Source organism: Gordonia sp. SGD-V-85 (genome assembly GCF_001456905.1).
GTDB classification, from domain to species: Bacteria; Actinomycetota; Actinomycetes; order Mycobacteriales; family Mycobacteriaceae; genus Gordonia; species Gordonia hongkongensis.
In genome coordinates, this window is sequence record NZ_LNQO01000026.1 from 16,894 (window position 1) to 31,195 (window position 14,302).

The window sequence follows — 14,302 nt, forward strand, 5'->3', positions numbered from 1 at the left end:
CGCACCACCACCACGGATCGACACCATTCGAAGGAAGCATCATGAAAAAGGCCCTGATCACCGGGATCACCGGTCAGGACGGCTCCTACCTCGCCGAGCTGCTCCTGTCCAAAGGCTATGAGGTACACGGACTGATCCGACGATCGTCGTCGTTCAACACCGCCCGGATCGACCACCTCTATCAGGACCCGCACGACCCGTTCGCCCGACTCTTCCTGCACTACGGCGATCTCAGTGACGGCGCGCGACTGGTGACGCTGTTGGCGTCCATCGACCCGGACGAGGTCTACAACCTGGCCGCGCAGTCACACGTCCGCGTCAGCTTCGACGAGCCCGAGCACACCGGTGACACCACCGGCATCGGCTCGGTCCGGCTGCTGGAGGCGGTGCGCCAGGCCGGGATCCGCTGCCGGTTCTACCAGGCGTCCAGCTCGGAGATGTTCGGCGCGTCTCCCCCGCCGCAGAACGAGGACACCCTGTTCTACCCGCGCTCGCCGTACGGCGCGGCGAAGGTCTACTCGTACTGGGTCACCCGCAACTACCGCGAGGCCTACGGTCTGTTCGCGGTCAACGGCATCTTGTTCAACCACGAATCTCCCCGTCGCGGAGAAACATTCGTGACGCGCAAGATCACCCGTGCCGTCGCCCGGATCAAGGCCGGTGTGCAAAAGGACCTCTACATGGGCAACCTCGACGCGGTGCGCGACTGGGGCTACGCACCGGAGTACGTCGAGGGCATGTGGCGGATGCTGCAGGCCGACGAACCCTCCGACTACGTACTCGCGACCGGCGTTCCCTTCACCGTCCGCGACTTCCTCCAACACGCCTTCGACCACGCCGGCCTCGACTGGCACGACCATGTCGTCTTCGACGAACGCTATCTGCGCCCCACCGAGGTGGACTCGCTGATCGGCGACGCGTCGAAGGCCGAACTGGACCTCGGGTGGCGAGCCGCGGTCCGCGCGCCGGAGCTCGCGCGGATCATGGTCGACGCCGACATAGCAGCCCTGAAATGCGAAGGCACGGAATGGATCGACACGCCGCACCTGGTCGCTTGGAGCCGGGCGTCATGACTCGACCTGTTCGACGACGTGGCTGGGAGTCCGGCCCGCTCGACCCGCTGACCTCTGTGTACGTCGCGGGCCACCGCGGACTCGCCGGATCGGCTCTCGTGCGTGCGCTGCGGCGCCGTGGTATCTCCGACATCATCGGGCGGACCAGCCGTCAGCTTGACCTCCGTGATCGGCACAGCGTCTTCGAGTTCTTCGCGCACAACACACCTGACGTTGTGATCCTGGCCGCTGCCCGCGTCGGCGGGATCGCCGCCAACAACACCTGGCCCGTCGATTTCCTGTCCGAGAATCTGCGCATCCAAGTGAACGTTCTCGACGCGGCGGCTGCGTACGGCGTGGAACGCCTGCTGTTCCTGGGGTCGTCGTGCATCTACCCCAAGTTCGCCCCGCAGCCGATCCGGGAGGACGCGCTGCTCACCGGCGCCCTGGAACCGACCAATGACGCGTACGCGGTCGCCAAGATCGCCGGGATCATGCAGGTGCAGGCGACGCGACGCCAGTACGGACTGCCCTGGATCTCCGCGATGCCCACCAACCTGTACGGACCGAACGACAACTTCTCCGGCGAGACGAGTCACCTGTTGCCGGCGATGATCCGACGCTACGAGTCGGCGCGCCGGGGGGCCGCGCCGAGCGTGACCAACTGGGGCAGCGGGACGCCGCGTCGCGAACTCCTCCACGCCGACGACATGGCCGAGGCCTGCCTGTACCTGCTCGAGTATCACGACCACCCGCGCCAAGTGAACATCGGTACCGGCGTGGACCATTCGATCGCGGAGATCGCCGAGATCGTCGCCGACGCCGTGGGTTACGACGGCGCCGTCGAGTGGGATGTCAGCAAGCCCGACGGAACGCCGCGAAAGCTGCTCGACGTCAGCACGATCCACGAACTGGGTTGGCGGCCGACGATCGGTCTCGAACGGGGTGTCGCCGACGTGGTCGAGTGGTACCGGGCGGCGCACCACCCGGAGCCGGGCCGGTACTCAGAGGTCGGGGCCGGCGATGTCCGGATCTGAGTCATCGGTGATCGCCGACGACACCACCACCGTCGCGGGCGCGACGTCCCGGGAGACCACCGCAGCGGCGCCCACGACGGCGCGTCGGCCGATCGTCACCGGGCCGGTCACCCGCGCACGCAACGCAATCCACGCACCGTCCTCGACGACGAGCTCCCCGTGCGCATCGGCCGGACACCGCAACACCGCGGCCTGGGACAGCACGACGTTCGCGCCGATCCGGATCGAACCGGCGCCGTCCAGCGTCACGCCCTCGCCGATCCACGAGTCCTCGCCGATCGCGAGCCGTGCCGGACTGGTCACCCGTACGCGTGGCCGCATCAGCACACCGCGACCGATCTGCGCACCGAACACCCGAAGCACCGCCAGGCGAAGCGAATTGGGCACGAACACCCACCCGCTCGCACGCATCACGAAAGGCCAAGCCAGCGATGACAACTGAGCTAACACGATCCCCATCGTATCGAATCGGGCGCCTTTCGGGCCCGGTGAGCCCTGCCGAGCCACCGGTTCGGTCCGGGGGCCGCAAGTGTGTCGACTTCATCGCGATCAACTACGCCCCCGAGGTCACCGGTATCGCGCCCTACGTCACCGACATCACCCGGCGCCTCGCCGCCCGCGGGTGGAGCGTGCGCGTCATCACCGGTTATCCGCACTATCCGCAGTGGCGGCTCGACGGTGACATGTCGGACTACACGTCCACCGTCGTCGATCACGGGGTCATCGTGGTGCGGGTGCCGCACAGCATCCCGGAAGGTACTGCGCTGGTGCCCCGCTCACGCATGGAACTCGAGTTCGGGCTGCGCGCCATCGTGGCACACCTGCGACCGGAAGCGGTCACCGTCATGGCCAGTCCCCCGCTGATCGCGTCGGCGCTGGTGATGATGCGCCGCAAGGTCGGGCGCCGCGCGCTGTCACCGATGGGGGTGTGGGTCCACGACCTGTACAGCCAGGCGGTCAGCGAAGCGGCGGCCGGCGGCGGCTTCAGCCGCACCCTGGTGAGCAGGCTCGAGAAGTTCGCACTCTGTGCGGCCGACGAGGTCGCGGTGGTGCATCCGCGCTTCGGCGAGATCATCGTCGACCGTCTCGGGGTCGACCCGGCGGCGGTGACCCACGTCCGCAATTGGACGCAGGTGCGCCACGAGCCACGCGCGCCTCGAGACACCGCGCGGGCCCGGCTCGGCATCCCCGTCGACGCGATCGTCGCGGTTCACGCCGGCAACATGGGTCAGAAGCAGGGCCTGGAGAACCTCGTCGAGACCGCCCGCCTGATCTCCGAATCCGCTGATGCCGCAGTGCGGAAGATCCACCTGTATCTCGTCGGGGACGGCAACCAGCGTCGGTTCCTCGAAGATCGCGCACGCGGCTGCGCGGACGTCACGTTCGTCGATTCACTGCCCGACGACCAGTTCCACCTCATGCTCTCCGCCGCCGACGTCCTGGTGGTCAACGAGAAGCCCGGTGTGGTCGAGATGTCGCTGCCGAGCAAGCTGACCACCTACTTCAGCTACGGGATCCCGGTGGTGGCAGCTGTTTCCGATGAAGGGATCACCGCTGCCGAGGTCCGGCGTTCGCGCGCCGGTGTCGTCGTCCCGGCCGGCGATCCGGCCGCGTTGCTCTCGACGATCGCACACATCGCCACCGACACCGCCGCGGCCCAGACGATGGGCGAAGCCGGCGAGAGGTACTCGGAGGAAGTGCTCGGTGCCGACGCCGCCGTCGAGAGGTTCGAGATGTGGCTGCACAAGCTGTCGCACCATGCCTCGGTGTGGGCATGACCGTGACGACGCCGACCACGACGACCGCGCGCTCGGAGATGCTGTCCGAGCTGGAACCCCGACGCCTGCGCGACTACATCGTCGACAAGTCCGATCGCGGGCGCAATCGCGTGTGGATGGTCACCTGGCTGGGTGTCGGTGCCGTGCTCCGTAGCGGGGTAGGCGGCACGCTGCTGCGCTCCTCCGTGCTACGCGCCTTCGGCGCGCGCGTGGGCGCCAGGTGCGACATCCACCGGAGCTTCCGGGTCCACTTCCCCTGGAAATTGGACCTCGGCGCGGGGGTTCGTATCGACCGCGAGGTGTGGATCATCAATCCGGAACCGGTGTCCGTCGGCGCCGACTGCTCGCTCGGGCCGCGCACGGTCATCTGCTCGGGCGGACACGATCACCGCTCGCCCACCTTCACCCGCACGAGCGAGTCGGTCGTCCTCAGTGCGCGATGCCACCTCGGCAACGGGGTCACGGTGCTGAAGGGTGTTGTGCTGCAACCCGGTACGCGGGTTCCGGCGGGCGCGGTGGTGATCCCGTCGATCTCGGCGAAGTCGCGTCGGACGACGTCAGGCGGCCGGCCATGAAGATCCTGCAGGTACTCACACTCCTGTCACCGACCGGCGAGTTCGGCGGGCCCGCAACCGTCGCGGTCAACCAGAGCCGCGCGCTGGCCGCACGGGGACACGACGTCACGCTGATCGCCGGCTCACGCGGCGGGCCGGCGTCGGTCCCCGACGTGCCGGGTGTTCGTGTCCACACGTTCCCGACGCGAACCGTCGGCCGCGGGCACAGCTGCTCGCGCATCGTCGCGCCGTCGATGCTGCGCTGGATACGGGCGCACGCAGACACTTTCGACGTCGCCCACGTCCACCTCGGACGTGACTTCGTGACCCTTCCCGCCGCACGCCTCCTGTCGAGGAGCAACGTCCCGACTCATGTGCAGACACACGGGATGATCAATCCGCGGCCGTCGCTGCCCTATCAGGTGATCGACCGGACCCTCACGATCCCGGCGGTGCGCGACGCTCGAACGGCGTTCTATCTCAACGACATCGAGCTGCGGAAGCTGCGAACGGCGGTCGGCGACGCACCCCGGTACTCCTACCTAGGCAACGGCGTGCCGCTGCCCGACACGGTCTCGGCAGCCCCGCGAGACGGACTACCCGAGGTCCTCTTCCTCGCCCGGCTGCATCCCCGGAAGCGAGCGGTCACCTTCGCCCGCGTCGCCACCGACCTCGCGCCGCGATTCCCGGCCCGCTTCACGATCATCGGACCCGACGAGGGCGATGGGCCTGCCGTCGACGAGGTGCTGCGCACCTTCTGCGCGACGCACGACGCCGAGGTCGCCGACCGCGTCCGGCGCGAGCCGCCGGTCGCGACCGACCGGGTGGCCGGTCGACTCGCACAGGCCACGATCTACGTTCTCCCGTCGATCCACGAACCGCTGCCGATGTCGGTCCTCGAGGCGATGGCCGCCGGGCTGCCGGTGGTGGTCACCGACACCTGCGGATTCGCCGGTCTGGTTGCCGATGCCGACGCCGGCCTCGTCGTCGACGACTCGATGCGCGCATTGTCCGCGGCCCTGACCGGTCTCCTCGCCGACCCCGACCGGGCGCGCGCGCAGGGCCTGCGGGGGCGGCGCGCCGTCGAACAGCACTGGGGCATCACGTCGATCGCACAACAACTGGAGGAGCACTACGATGCGGTCAGCTGAGCTCGCCGACACGACGGACAGCGTGGAGACAGTCAGCATCTCAGTCCTCGTTCCGTCCTTCGATCCGGGTGCTCACTTCGAGCCGGCGATCCGGTCGGCACTGCGCCAGTTGGGTCCACACGACGAGATCGTCATCCAGGACGCCGGTTCCACGGATGGAACCCAGGACCTCATCGCCGCTCTCGCCGAGACGGACCCGCGGGTGAAAGCCGTGATCGAGGCGGACGAGGGTCAATCGGACGCCCTCAACCGAGCGCTGGCGCGTGCCACCGGACAGTGGGTGCTCTGGCTCAACGCCGACGACGTCCTCGTCGAGGGAGCACTTGTCGCCATCCGTGCCGCGGTTCGTGAGTCACCCGGCGCGACGGTGCTCACCGGAGATCATCAACTGCTCCGGGCGGCCGGTGATGTGGTCGGGACGTACCGCGGCAAGCCCATCGAGACGCGAACCCTGCTGCGACGGTCCACGTGCGCGTCGTTCTCCGGGTCGGTGATCATCCGCCGCGACTATCTGGAGTCTCTCGGCGGGTTCGACGCGCATCTGCACTGCACGATGGACTACTCCCTGCAGTTCCGTATCGCCGAAACCGCGCCGGTACAACAGTCGATGCCGGTTCCGATCGGCGCCCTGCGTTTTCACGATGCTTCGAAATCGGCCAACCTGTGGCGGACCTTCCTCGTCGAGTCGTTCCGACTGCGGCTGCGATATGCGACGTCACCGACGGAACGCCTGCTGGGCCTCCTGGGCACCGCCGAGCAACTCGTCTCGTTCCTCGTCTTCCGGATCCGGTTGACGCCGGGCTATCGAAGGTTGCGCGGTGTCCTCCGCGATTGAGCAAGGTCACGCCGACAAACGGCTGCGCACCGACGCCACCGTACGGATTCTGGCCCGGGTGGCGAGTTCCGCGATGCTCGGTGTCTTTCTGCTGCTCCTGGCCAGAGCACTGCCCGTGGACACCTTCGGGCAGTACATCCTCGCCTACACGCTCGGCGTGGTGGTCGGCCTCGCCGCGGGTTTCGGTGCACCGATCCGGGTGATGCGTGTCAGCGCATCCGACGACACCCCCACCGCCGCAGCTCTGTACGTCGCGCACACCGTCGCGGTATCCGGCGTCTTCCTCGTCGCCGTAGCGGGTCTGATCCTCGCCGGGTTGCCCGCGATCGTCGTCGCGGGCGTGCTGTTCGCCTACTCCGACACCGTCCAGAACTTCGCGCAGAGCTTCCTGGCCGGCACCCATGCGCACACCGCCGCCAGTTGTCTCGTCGTCGTCCAGCGTGCCGTACCCCTCGTGGTGTGGGGCGTGTTGGCGCTGTCCGGTATCGGCCTCGATGCCGCCGCACTAGCCGTGATCTTCTCGTGCACGGCGGTGACCGCACTGGTGGTGCCCGCGGTTCCCATCGGAGTCCGGGGATTGCGGTGCGCCGCCGGTCAGCTCCGCCGGCCCGGTGCTGAAACCGTCCGTTACTGGGCGCTCGCGATGTCGGGAACACTGGCACAGCTGCAGGTCTCGGCGCTCGCCGTCTTCGCCACCCCGCTGACCGTCGGCTATTTCGCGATGGCCACCCGCGTCACCGGGCCGCTCACGCTGCTGTCCGCCGCGCTGTCGACAGTTGCGGTCCCCGAACTCGCTCGCACCGTCGACGACGCGTCGACGTTCGACCGGATCTACCGCCGCTACCGGAACCTCGTCATCGTCTACTGCGTCGTCGTCATCCTCGCGGCATGGCCGGCCGCCTGGGCCGTCGTGCACGTCGTCGGCACCAAATACGAACCTGCTCAACTGCTGTTGACCGGTGTGATCATCGCGGCCGGGATCTCGTCGCTCTCGCAGGCGATCAGCGCCAAGCACATCGCCGCGGGACGCCCCGACTCGGTGACCGCAGCGATCGTCCTGGGTGGTGGGGCCACCCTCGCCCTCCTGGTCCTCGCCGGCGCGCTCGACCACGTCGGCGCGATCTGGCTCGCACCCATCGCCGGTCAACTCCTCGTACTCGCTGCCCTGCTCTCCGACGTCCACGAAGGTGGGAGAATGACCCGACTCGTCCGAACTCATTGGGAAAAAGCGCTTCTCGCGGTCACCGTCGTGGTTCTCACCGCCACCGCCGGAGTGGCCTTCGCAGTCGCCCGCGAACCCGCAACCGACACCGCGGCGCAGAGCGCCGGGGTCGAGGTCACCTCCGCCGCATCGACGTCGCGGTCGGCGAACGGCGCTGGGGTCGGAGGCGCAGCGACCACCGATGCGGCGGTGAAGATCCTCGTCGTCGGTGACAGCTTCACCGAGGGAACAACATACGGCGGGAAGGGCAGTTCGAACTGGACCCGCATCGCCCAGGGCCGGCTGTCCGACGCCCGACCCGACACATGCCCCGTGCTGTTGCGGGTGTCCGGCCGGGGCGGCGCCGGGTACCTGACCACCGGTATCAGGCACACCACGTTCGCCTCCGAGGCGCAACGACTGCTCACGCCCGACGTGTCGGCGATCGTGCTCGTAGGCAGCGGCAACGACCTCTCGCATCCGTCCAAGCAGTACCGCGCCGCGGTCGACGACACCATCCGGGCCGTGCGCAAAGCCCGACCGGACCTGCGCGTGGTGATCGTCGGACTCTCCTGGATCCACGACGGCCCGATCGGCCCGGACTATCTGCGCGCCAACAGGTTGCTCGCGGACGCGGCGAAGCGGCACGGCGTCTCCTTCATCGATCCGAACAGATCCGGGTGGTACTCCGCCCCCCGCGACCATTCGATCGTGGGTGCCGATCACCGTCATCCGACCGACGAGGGGCATGCCCTCATCGCGGATCACATGACGCCCGTCCTCCAAGGTCTCGCGCGGAAAGGCAAGTGCGCATGAGCCCGCTGCGAGCCACCCGTGATCGCGTGCGGGTCAGCCGCGTGGTGACCGCTCTGGGAGTCATTTTCTGCCTCGTACTGATCCTCACGATGGGGATGCTCACGTACTCGTTCCAACACGACACGGTGCAGGCGACGTCGCGCGTCGTACTCACCTATGAACGCGACGCACTGCAACCGCCAGAGGATTTCGATCCCGCACCCACGATGCTCCTGACGCGGAGTATCGAGTCGTACTCGTCCTTGGTCACGAGCGAGAACTTCCTCCGTCGGGTGATCGACACCCACCACATCGCGATGAGTCCCGCCGACCTCCGCCGTGCGGTGTCGATCACGGCCCCACCCGAGACGACGATCATGGATTTCACCGTCCGCGGCGACGACGCGCGCACCGTCGAAGCTGCCGCCATGGGCGTCGGACGTGAATTCACCGCAGCGCTGGCAGAACTCGAGTCACCCGCGCCGATTGCATCGCTCGTGCTCGGGCCGGCCGATGCCGGCCAGACATTCCCGGATGCGCTGCTGCGCAACGCTCTGCTCGCGACCCTGGCAGGTCTGACCGCACTGGCGCTCGCCGTGATGTTCACCCGACGCCGCGCCGACCGACCACTCCCCCACCCCACACCGCCCGCTGATGTCTGGAGGACACCATGAAGCGACCCAACAAGTGGCTCAGCCTGATCGTCTGGCTGCTCCCCGCGTCGAAGGCCAAGAACGCAGCGCTGCGTGCCCTCGGCAACGCCATCGGACACGACGTGAGCCTGGGACCGAACCTCGTGCTCGGCTGCGGACCGTTTCGGATCGGAGACCGCGGAGTGATCGCCCCGTTCAACATCTTTCGGCAGATGGCACGAGTCGAACTCGAGAAGGACAACTTCATCGGGCGGCTGAACCAGTTCACGTCCGCGCCGTCGTATCAGAAGTTCAGCGACCGCGCCGGGGTGTTGTCGATGGCTGAACAGGCCGCCGTCACGAACCGTCACTACTTCGACTGCTCGGGCCGGATCGAGATGGGGCCCTACAGCGCGGTGGGCGGCACCCGGAGTCTCCTGCAGTCCCACGAGATCGACATCGTCGAGGACCGGACCACCATTGGCACGATCACGATCGGCGAGCGGAGCCTCACGGCGACCGCCTGCCTCATCCTCAAGAACGCTGCCGTTCCGCCCTATTCGCTCGTCGCCGCCGGCTCGGTGGTGACCGCGTCGACCGATTCCGCCACTGGCGATGCCGGACTGTATGCCGGCGCTCCGGCGCGATGGCGACGCGACCTCCCCGAATGCAAGTGGTGGTACCGGTCGTCGTACATGACGCCGGTGCGGGAGGTCGAGGGTTTCTGATGGTTCCGACCCCCAAATTGCGGCTGCCGACGACGGCCTTGGCGCTGATGGCCGTTGCTGTCGTCGCCCTGGTTTCGGCGTGCGATACCGCGGCTCAGGCCGAACGATCCGACGATCGTGTCGCGTCGGCGCAGGGCGCCGCCGTACACGTCGACTATGCCACCGCGGCCGCCGTGCCACCCGGTTTCGTCGCCGTCGAACGTGGCCGCAACAGCCACCCGCTCCGCGTCTCGGACGGGCGTCTGCTGCACGGCACCTCGTCGGCATCCGGTGCGGCGTCGTACATCTCGACCGACCTCTCGCCCGTCCGGGTCACCCGCATCGGCGCGACGGTGAGTTTCACCGGAGACGATGCCGGGGCGGTCGCCCTACTCGTCAGCGCAAAACCGGTCCCGCAGAACGAGTCCGACGCAGCACCCGACGCCGCGGTGCACTTCGTCGCGACCCGGACGCGATGGTCGTATGCGATCTGGCAGGCGGGTGACGCCGGACAGACGATCCTGGGCCAGGGCACCTACCGGACCGCGTTCGATCGTGACGCGGCCCGGTTCGAGATCAAACTGGAGGCGGGCCGGGCGAAGGTCTATCTGCCCGACGCCACGTCGATCGTGTTCACCGACAACCGCATCGCCGAGTTCGGCGGCAGCTGGGCGACCTGGGAACTGTACGAGGATGCCCCGGGCACGAGTCCGGCGTCGTTCCGCGAGTTGTGGGCGTCATGACCATGATCTTCGCGACGCTGCTGGTGGCACTGGGACTCTTCGTCGCAGTCGCCTACGACAGGCAGTGGGCTCAGCATGTCGATCGGTTCCTGTGCAGCTGGCTGATCGCGTTGACGGCGTGGCCGGTCATCGTCATCTACGCCGTGGCCCCGGCGTTGTGGTCGTCGGCCGACGCCGCCGGCGCGATCTTCGCGGTCCTGCTGTACGGCCCCGCAGCGGCGATCAGCGTGGCGGCCGCACTGCATGCGGTGGCCACCCGCTACTTCCGCATCGACGGTTCGGCGGCGATTCTCGCATTGCTGATGCTGTACGCATGCGCGGCCATGATCGTCGACGGGTCGGGTCGGATCGTCAATCTCCTGATGTCGATGGCGCTGCTGGTGGGATTCGTGTTCCGCTACCGATCCTTCGAACTCGACGACGTGGCCAGGTCCGCCCGCATCGCCCTCGTCGCGACGACAGCGATCCTGCTGGTCTCGGTGCTGTTCAACTCGTCTCGGGTCGTCGGCGCATGTCGGATCGACAAGTGCACCGATCTCGGCGCGGTGCTCACCTCACCGTTCGCCGGCAACGGCAACCTCGCGGGGATCACCATCACGGCACTGCTGCCGTTCGCCGTGTATCGAGTGGCCATGTGGCGTGTGCTCGCCGCGGTCGCCGGGGTCGTGTTGATCGGCCTGCTGGCCGGCAGCCGAACGGCTTTCGGCGGAATCGCAGTGGCCGGTGTGCTCGGGGTGTTGCTGGCCGTCCCGTCGATCACCTCTCGCGTGCGCAACCTGATGGTGGGTCTCGCACTCGTGGCGAGCGCGGTCTACTCGCTGTTCCCGCTCTACATCGGTTACACCAACGCCGATTACAGCTTGCGGGGTTATCTGTGGAACCAGGCGCTGCGGGAGATCCCCGATCAGTGGTTCTTCGGCCACAACCCGGCGTTCTGGGTGGAGTCCGGCGCGTCGTTGTTGTTCAAGGCCAACTACTCCCCGCACAACGGCTGGCTGGAGATTCTCCTCTCGGTCGGGGTCTGGGGCGTCGTACTGATCGTCCTGGCCGCCGTCGTCAAGGTGGTCCAGACGACCGACGGCACGACACGGGCATATCTACTCGCCTACTTCAGCACCATCCTCGCCCTCAGTTCGCTGGAGGCGGTGTACGTCCCGTACTTCCTCGGCATCGCGCCGTTCGCGGCACTCCTCCCGTACTTCCTGTACCACCTCCGTTCGCCCCGATCCCTTTCACCCGTGCGCAGTCACGAGGTGTCAACCGAGTCACAGATGGAGCTCCGATGAAAGTCCTCAATGTCATTGCCGCGAAATGGATGCTGGTCGTGGCATTCACCCTGATCGGTCTCATCGCGGCCATCGGGTACTCGCTGCTACAACCCCAGACCTACGTGGCGACCGTCCGGACGTACATCGCCACCGGCACCTCCGACATGTTGGAGGCCTACCAGGGGAATCAGGCGGCCCGCGCAAGTATCCAGACATTCGCGGTGCTGGCCACCGATCCCACTGTCGCGCAGCGGGCGATCGACAGGTCGGGAGTCGACATCTCGCTGCCACAGTTCCTCTCCGAGATCTCGGTCAGTGTCCCGCCGCAGACTGTCATCCTCGATGTCTCGGTCCAGAACTCGACGTCGGCCGACGCGGAGCGGTTGTCCACGGCACTCGCCCAGGAACTCGTCGGCACGGTCACCGCTCTGCAGGAACCGACCAGCGGCGGTCCGGGTGCGCTGCGCCTGGTGGTCGTCGACCCGAATACCCAAGGCGCCGTGCGTGAGCAGCTCATCGACCCGATACTCCTCGGCATCGGCGCGGTGGGCGGCGCACTCGCCGGCTCACTGATCGCGCTGATACTCCACAGGCGACGCGGTGGCATGTCTGATGTGGAGGGATTCGACACTGTCCCCGACGGCCCGACCACCGGTGACATCGAAGTCACCATCAATCGCCCGTCGAGCGCGATGCGAAGCCAGCACCAACCGCTGGTTAAGCCGGCACCGACCCAGCCCCCGCTGGCTGAGCAGGTGACGACCCACCAACCGCTGGTTGAGCCGGCACCGAGCGAAGCGAGGCGCCGTGTCGAAGCCACCCGCCCCCCGCTGGTTGAGCCGGCACCGACCCACCAACCGCTGGTTGAGCCGGCACCGAGCGAAGCGAGGCGCCGTGTCGAAGCCACCCGCCCCCCGCTGGTCGAGCCGGCACCGAGCGAAACAGGCAGCCGCCCCCCGCTGGTTGAGCCGGCACCGAGCGAAGCGAGGCGCCGTGTCGAAACCACCCCCCGCCACGCCACTTACACAGCTCGCCACACCCTGAGCCGGCACTCCGCCACGCGGCACGGCGGCGGATTCGCGGGGCCTGGCCGGTCCATCTGACAGTTTCGCGAAGCGGTACCTCCGGGAGCTGGCGTAAAAGAAGATGCCCTAGCCGCCCTCGCCCGGGCATGATCGTCGGTCATGAAGTTGTGGGTCGACGACCTCCGCATCCCGCCAGAAGGCTGGGAGTGGGCCAAGACAAGTGCTGAAGCAATCGACCTCCTCGACGCCCGAGTCGAGGAGGTCGATGTGATGTCACTCGATCATGACCTCGGCGGGGATGACACGACCCGGGCGGTGGTGCTGTGGATGTGCGAGCACGAACGTTGGCCGCGCGAAGTCCGGGTGCACAGCGCCAATCCCGTTGGCGTCGAGTGGTTGACCGGGATGATCGACCGGTATCAGCCCTGCGCGTAGTCCTCAGCCAAGAACTGCTTGCAGAGCACCGACAACTGGTTTCGGCGAACCGTCGAAGCGGTACAGCCCAAAGTTCGAGTTGTCTTCCGCCTTGTTGGCGGACAGGTCGCGAGTGGTGAAGAGGAAGATCGCTGCTATCCACGGCAGGCCGTTGGCCCGGTTCACAGCGTCGACGATGATGTCGGACTGGACGGCTTCGGTGGTCGATGCAGGGGTGTTCCCGGTCGGCTGACCGAACTCGGTCACCCACATCGACTTCGTCGAGTCACCATTCGCCACCATGATCGCCCGCCCCTCGGGCAGAACGGCCGCTCCCCCGCCGTCACCTGCCCGGGGGTCTGCGGTGATCGGATACGGCAACGTATACGGGTGTACGCCAATGCCATTGAAGTACGGCTTCGCGCCGAGGGCGTACATGTCCGAGATGAAGGTGACATCTCGCGTTTCGGTGCGGAGACTCGACAGTCCGCCGGTGATCACCTGCTGGTTGGCGCCTGCCGCTCGGATGCCGCCGAACGCAGCTTTGAGCAGTGGAACGTACTCTCCAGCGGTGGGCGGGATCAGATAGTGGGCGAGGTTCGGCTCGTTCCACACCTCCCACGCCGCCACCCGTGACGAGTACCGAAGTGCAACCTGCCGGGCGAACTCACCGAAAGTCGACGGGTCGGCGGGAGAGTTTCCGTTCAGGAGCGGGTTCGCACCTGGCTTCTGCGCCCAGACCGGCGCCGGTCCCTCGAGGTTCATCAGGATGGACAGGCCTTTGGAACGCGCGGCGTTCACCGCGGAATCCAGGCGTGTCCAGGTGAAGGTGCTAGGACTCGAAGGTTGCAGCAAGTTCCACTTCGCAGGAATCCGAATAGCCGTCGCGCCGGTCGCCTTGATCTGCTCGGCCTCGCCCGCGAAGTCGGCGCCGACGTACTGGGTCGAGATCGAGGCCACGCCGACGACGACACGAACTGCTGCGTGCACTGGAGATCTAGAGATCACTGTCGTCGCGGCTACAACCACGACAACGACGAGTGTGAATATGAAGCGACGCATGAGCCCTCCAAGCCGAGTCCCACTCATTGTCTCTGCATCGGCACGCGC

At 67.3% G+C, this 14,302-nt stretch carries 15 protein-coding genes; 13 read left to right on the top strand and 2 right to left on the bottom strand.

Features of this window, described 5'->3' with window-relative positions; genetic code table 11:
- Nucleotides 1–41 precede the first annotated feature (41 nt).
- Nucleotides 42–1,073, top strand: a complete 1,032-nt coding sequence (gene gmd / locus AS181_RS21820) for a GDP-mannose 4,6-dehydratase (RefSeq protein WP_058253589.1) — start codon at nucleotides 42–44, stop codon at nucleotides 1,071–1,073.
- The gene (locus AS181_RS21825) at nucleotides 1,070–2,089 is read left to right on the top strand and encodes a GDP-L-fucose synthase family protein (RefSeq protein WP_058253590.1); all 1,020 of its coding nucleotides are present in this window, start codon (nucleotides 1,070–1,072) and stop codon (nucleotides 2,087–2,089) included. Before gmd ends, AS181_RS21825 begins: the two co-directional genes overlap by 4 nt.
- On the opposite strand, the gene AS181_RS21830 is transcribed toward AS181_RS21825, so the two are convergent.
- Nucleotides 2,057–2,500 carry an acetyltransferase gene (locus tag AS181_RS21830; protein ID WP_231742645.1) on the bottom strand — a complete coding sequence of 148 codons (444 nt, stop codon included), beginning with the start codon at nucleotides 2,498–2,500 and terminating at the stop codon, nucleotides 2,057–2,059. The genes AS181_RS21825 and AS181_RS21830 overlap by 33 nt on opposite strands.
- A 77-nt stretch (nucleotides 2,501–2,577) precedes the next feature.
- Here AS181_RS21830 and AS181_RS21835 point away from each other — a divergent pair, with 77 nt between their 5' ends.
- The 11 genes from AS181_RS21835 (at nucleotide 2,578) to AS181_RS21885 (ending at nucleotide 13,213) form a co-directional block, all read left to right on the top strand.
- Nucleotides 2,578–3,867 carry a glycosyltransferase family 4 protein gene (locus AS181_RS21835; protein ID WP_231742646.1) on the top strand — a complete coding sequence of 430 codons (1,290 nt, stop codon included), beginning with the start codon at nucleotides 2,578–2,580 and terminating at the stop codon, nucleotides 3,865–3,867.
- Nucleotides 3,864–4,442, top strand: a complete 579-nt coding sequence (locus AS181_RS21840; protein ID WP_058253625.1) for an acetyltransferase — start codon at nucleotides 3,864–3,866, stop codon at nucleotides 4,440–4,442. The genes AS181_RS21835 and AS181_RS21840 overlap by 4 nt, the downstream gene beginning before the upstream one ends.
- On the top strand, nucleotides 4,439–5,572 hold the full coding sequence (locus AS181_RS21845) for a glycosyltransferase (protein WP_058253592.1): 1,134 nt from the start codon (nucleotides 4,439–4,441) through the stop codon (nucleotides 5,570–5,572). Before AS181_RS21840 ends, AS181_RS21845 begins: the two co-directional genes overlap by 4 nt.
- Entirely contained in the window at nucleotides 5,559–6,407 is an 849-nt protein-coding gene (locus AS181_RS21850; protein WP_058253593.1) for a glycosyltransferase, read from the top strand. The genes AS181_RS21845 and AS181_RS21850 overlap by 14 nt, the downstream gene beginning before the upstream one ends.
- Nucleotides 6,391–8,424, top strand: coding sequence for a GDSL-type esterase/lipase family protein (locus tag AS181_RS21855; RefSeq protein WP_058253594.1), 2,034 nt, complete (start codon nucleotides 6,391–6,393; stop codon nucleotides 8,422–8,424). Before AS181_RS21850 ends, AS181_RS21855 begins: the two co-directional genes overlap by 17 nt.
- Nucleotides 8,421–9,077, top strand: a complete 657-nt coding sequence (locus AS181_RS21860; protein WP_058253595.1) for a hypothetical protein — start codon at nucleotides 8,421–8,423, stop codon at nucleotides 9,075–9,077. The genes AS181_RS21855 and AS181_RS21860 overlap by 4 nt, the downstream gene beginning before the upstream one ends.
- The gene (locus AS181_RS21865) at nucleotides 9,074–9,763 is read left to right on the top strand and encodes an acyltransferase (protein WP_058253596.1); all 690 of its coding nucleotides are present in this window, start codon (nucleotides 9,074–9,076) and stop codon (nucleotides 9,761–9,763) included. Before AS181_RS21860 ends, AS181_RS21865 begins: the two co-directional genes overlap by 4 nt.
- On the top strand, nucleotides 9,763–10,485 hold the full coding sequence (locus tag AS181_RS21870; protein ID WP_058253597.1) for a hypothetical protein: 723 nt from the start codon (nucleotides 9,763–9,765) through the stop codon (nucleotides 10,483–10,485). The genes AS181_RS21865 and AS181_RS21870 overlap by 1 nt, the downstream gene beginning before the upstream one ends.
- Nucleotides 10,482–11,771: an O-antigen ligase family protein gene (locus tag AS181_RS21875; protein ID WP_058253626.1), complete on the top strand. Its 1,290-nt coding sequence runs from the start codon at nucleotides 10,482–10,484 to the stop codon at nucleotides 11,769–11,771. The genes AS181_RS21870 and AS181_RS21875 overlap by 4 nt, the downstream gene beginning before the upstream one ends.
- On the top strand, nucleotides 11,768–12,856 hold the full coding sequence (locus AS181_RS21880) for a YveK family protein (protein WP_058253598.1): 1,089 nt from the start codon (nucleotides 11,768–11,770) through the stop codon (nucleotides 12,854–12,856). Before AS181_RS21875 ends, AS181_RS21880 begins: the two co-directional genes overlap by 4 nt.
- A gap of 81 nt (nucleotides 12,857–12,937) precedes the next feature.
- On the top strand, nucleotides 12,938–13,213 hold the full coding sequence (locus tag AS181_RS21885; protein WP_058253599.1) for a cyclic-phosphate processing receiver domain-containing protein: 276 nt from the start codon (nucleotides 12,938–12,940) through the stop codon (nucleotides 13,211–13,213).
- 3 nt (nucleotides 13,214–13,216) lie between these two features.
- Here AS181_RS21885 and AS181_RS21890 read toward each other — a convergent pair whose 3' ends face one another.
- The gene (locus AS181_RS21890) at nucleotides 13,217–14,182 is read right to left on the bottom strand and encodes a cellulase family glycosylhydrolase (RefSeq protein WP_231742649.1); all 966 of its coding nucleotides are present in this window, start codon (nucleotides 14,180–14,182) and stop codon (nucleotides 13,217–13,219) included.
- Between the last annotated feature and the right edge of the window lie 120 nt (nucleotides 14,183–14,302).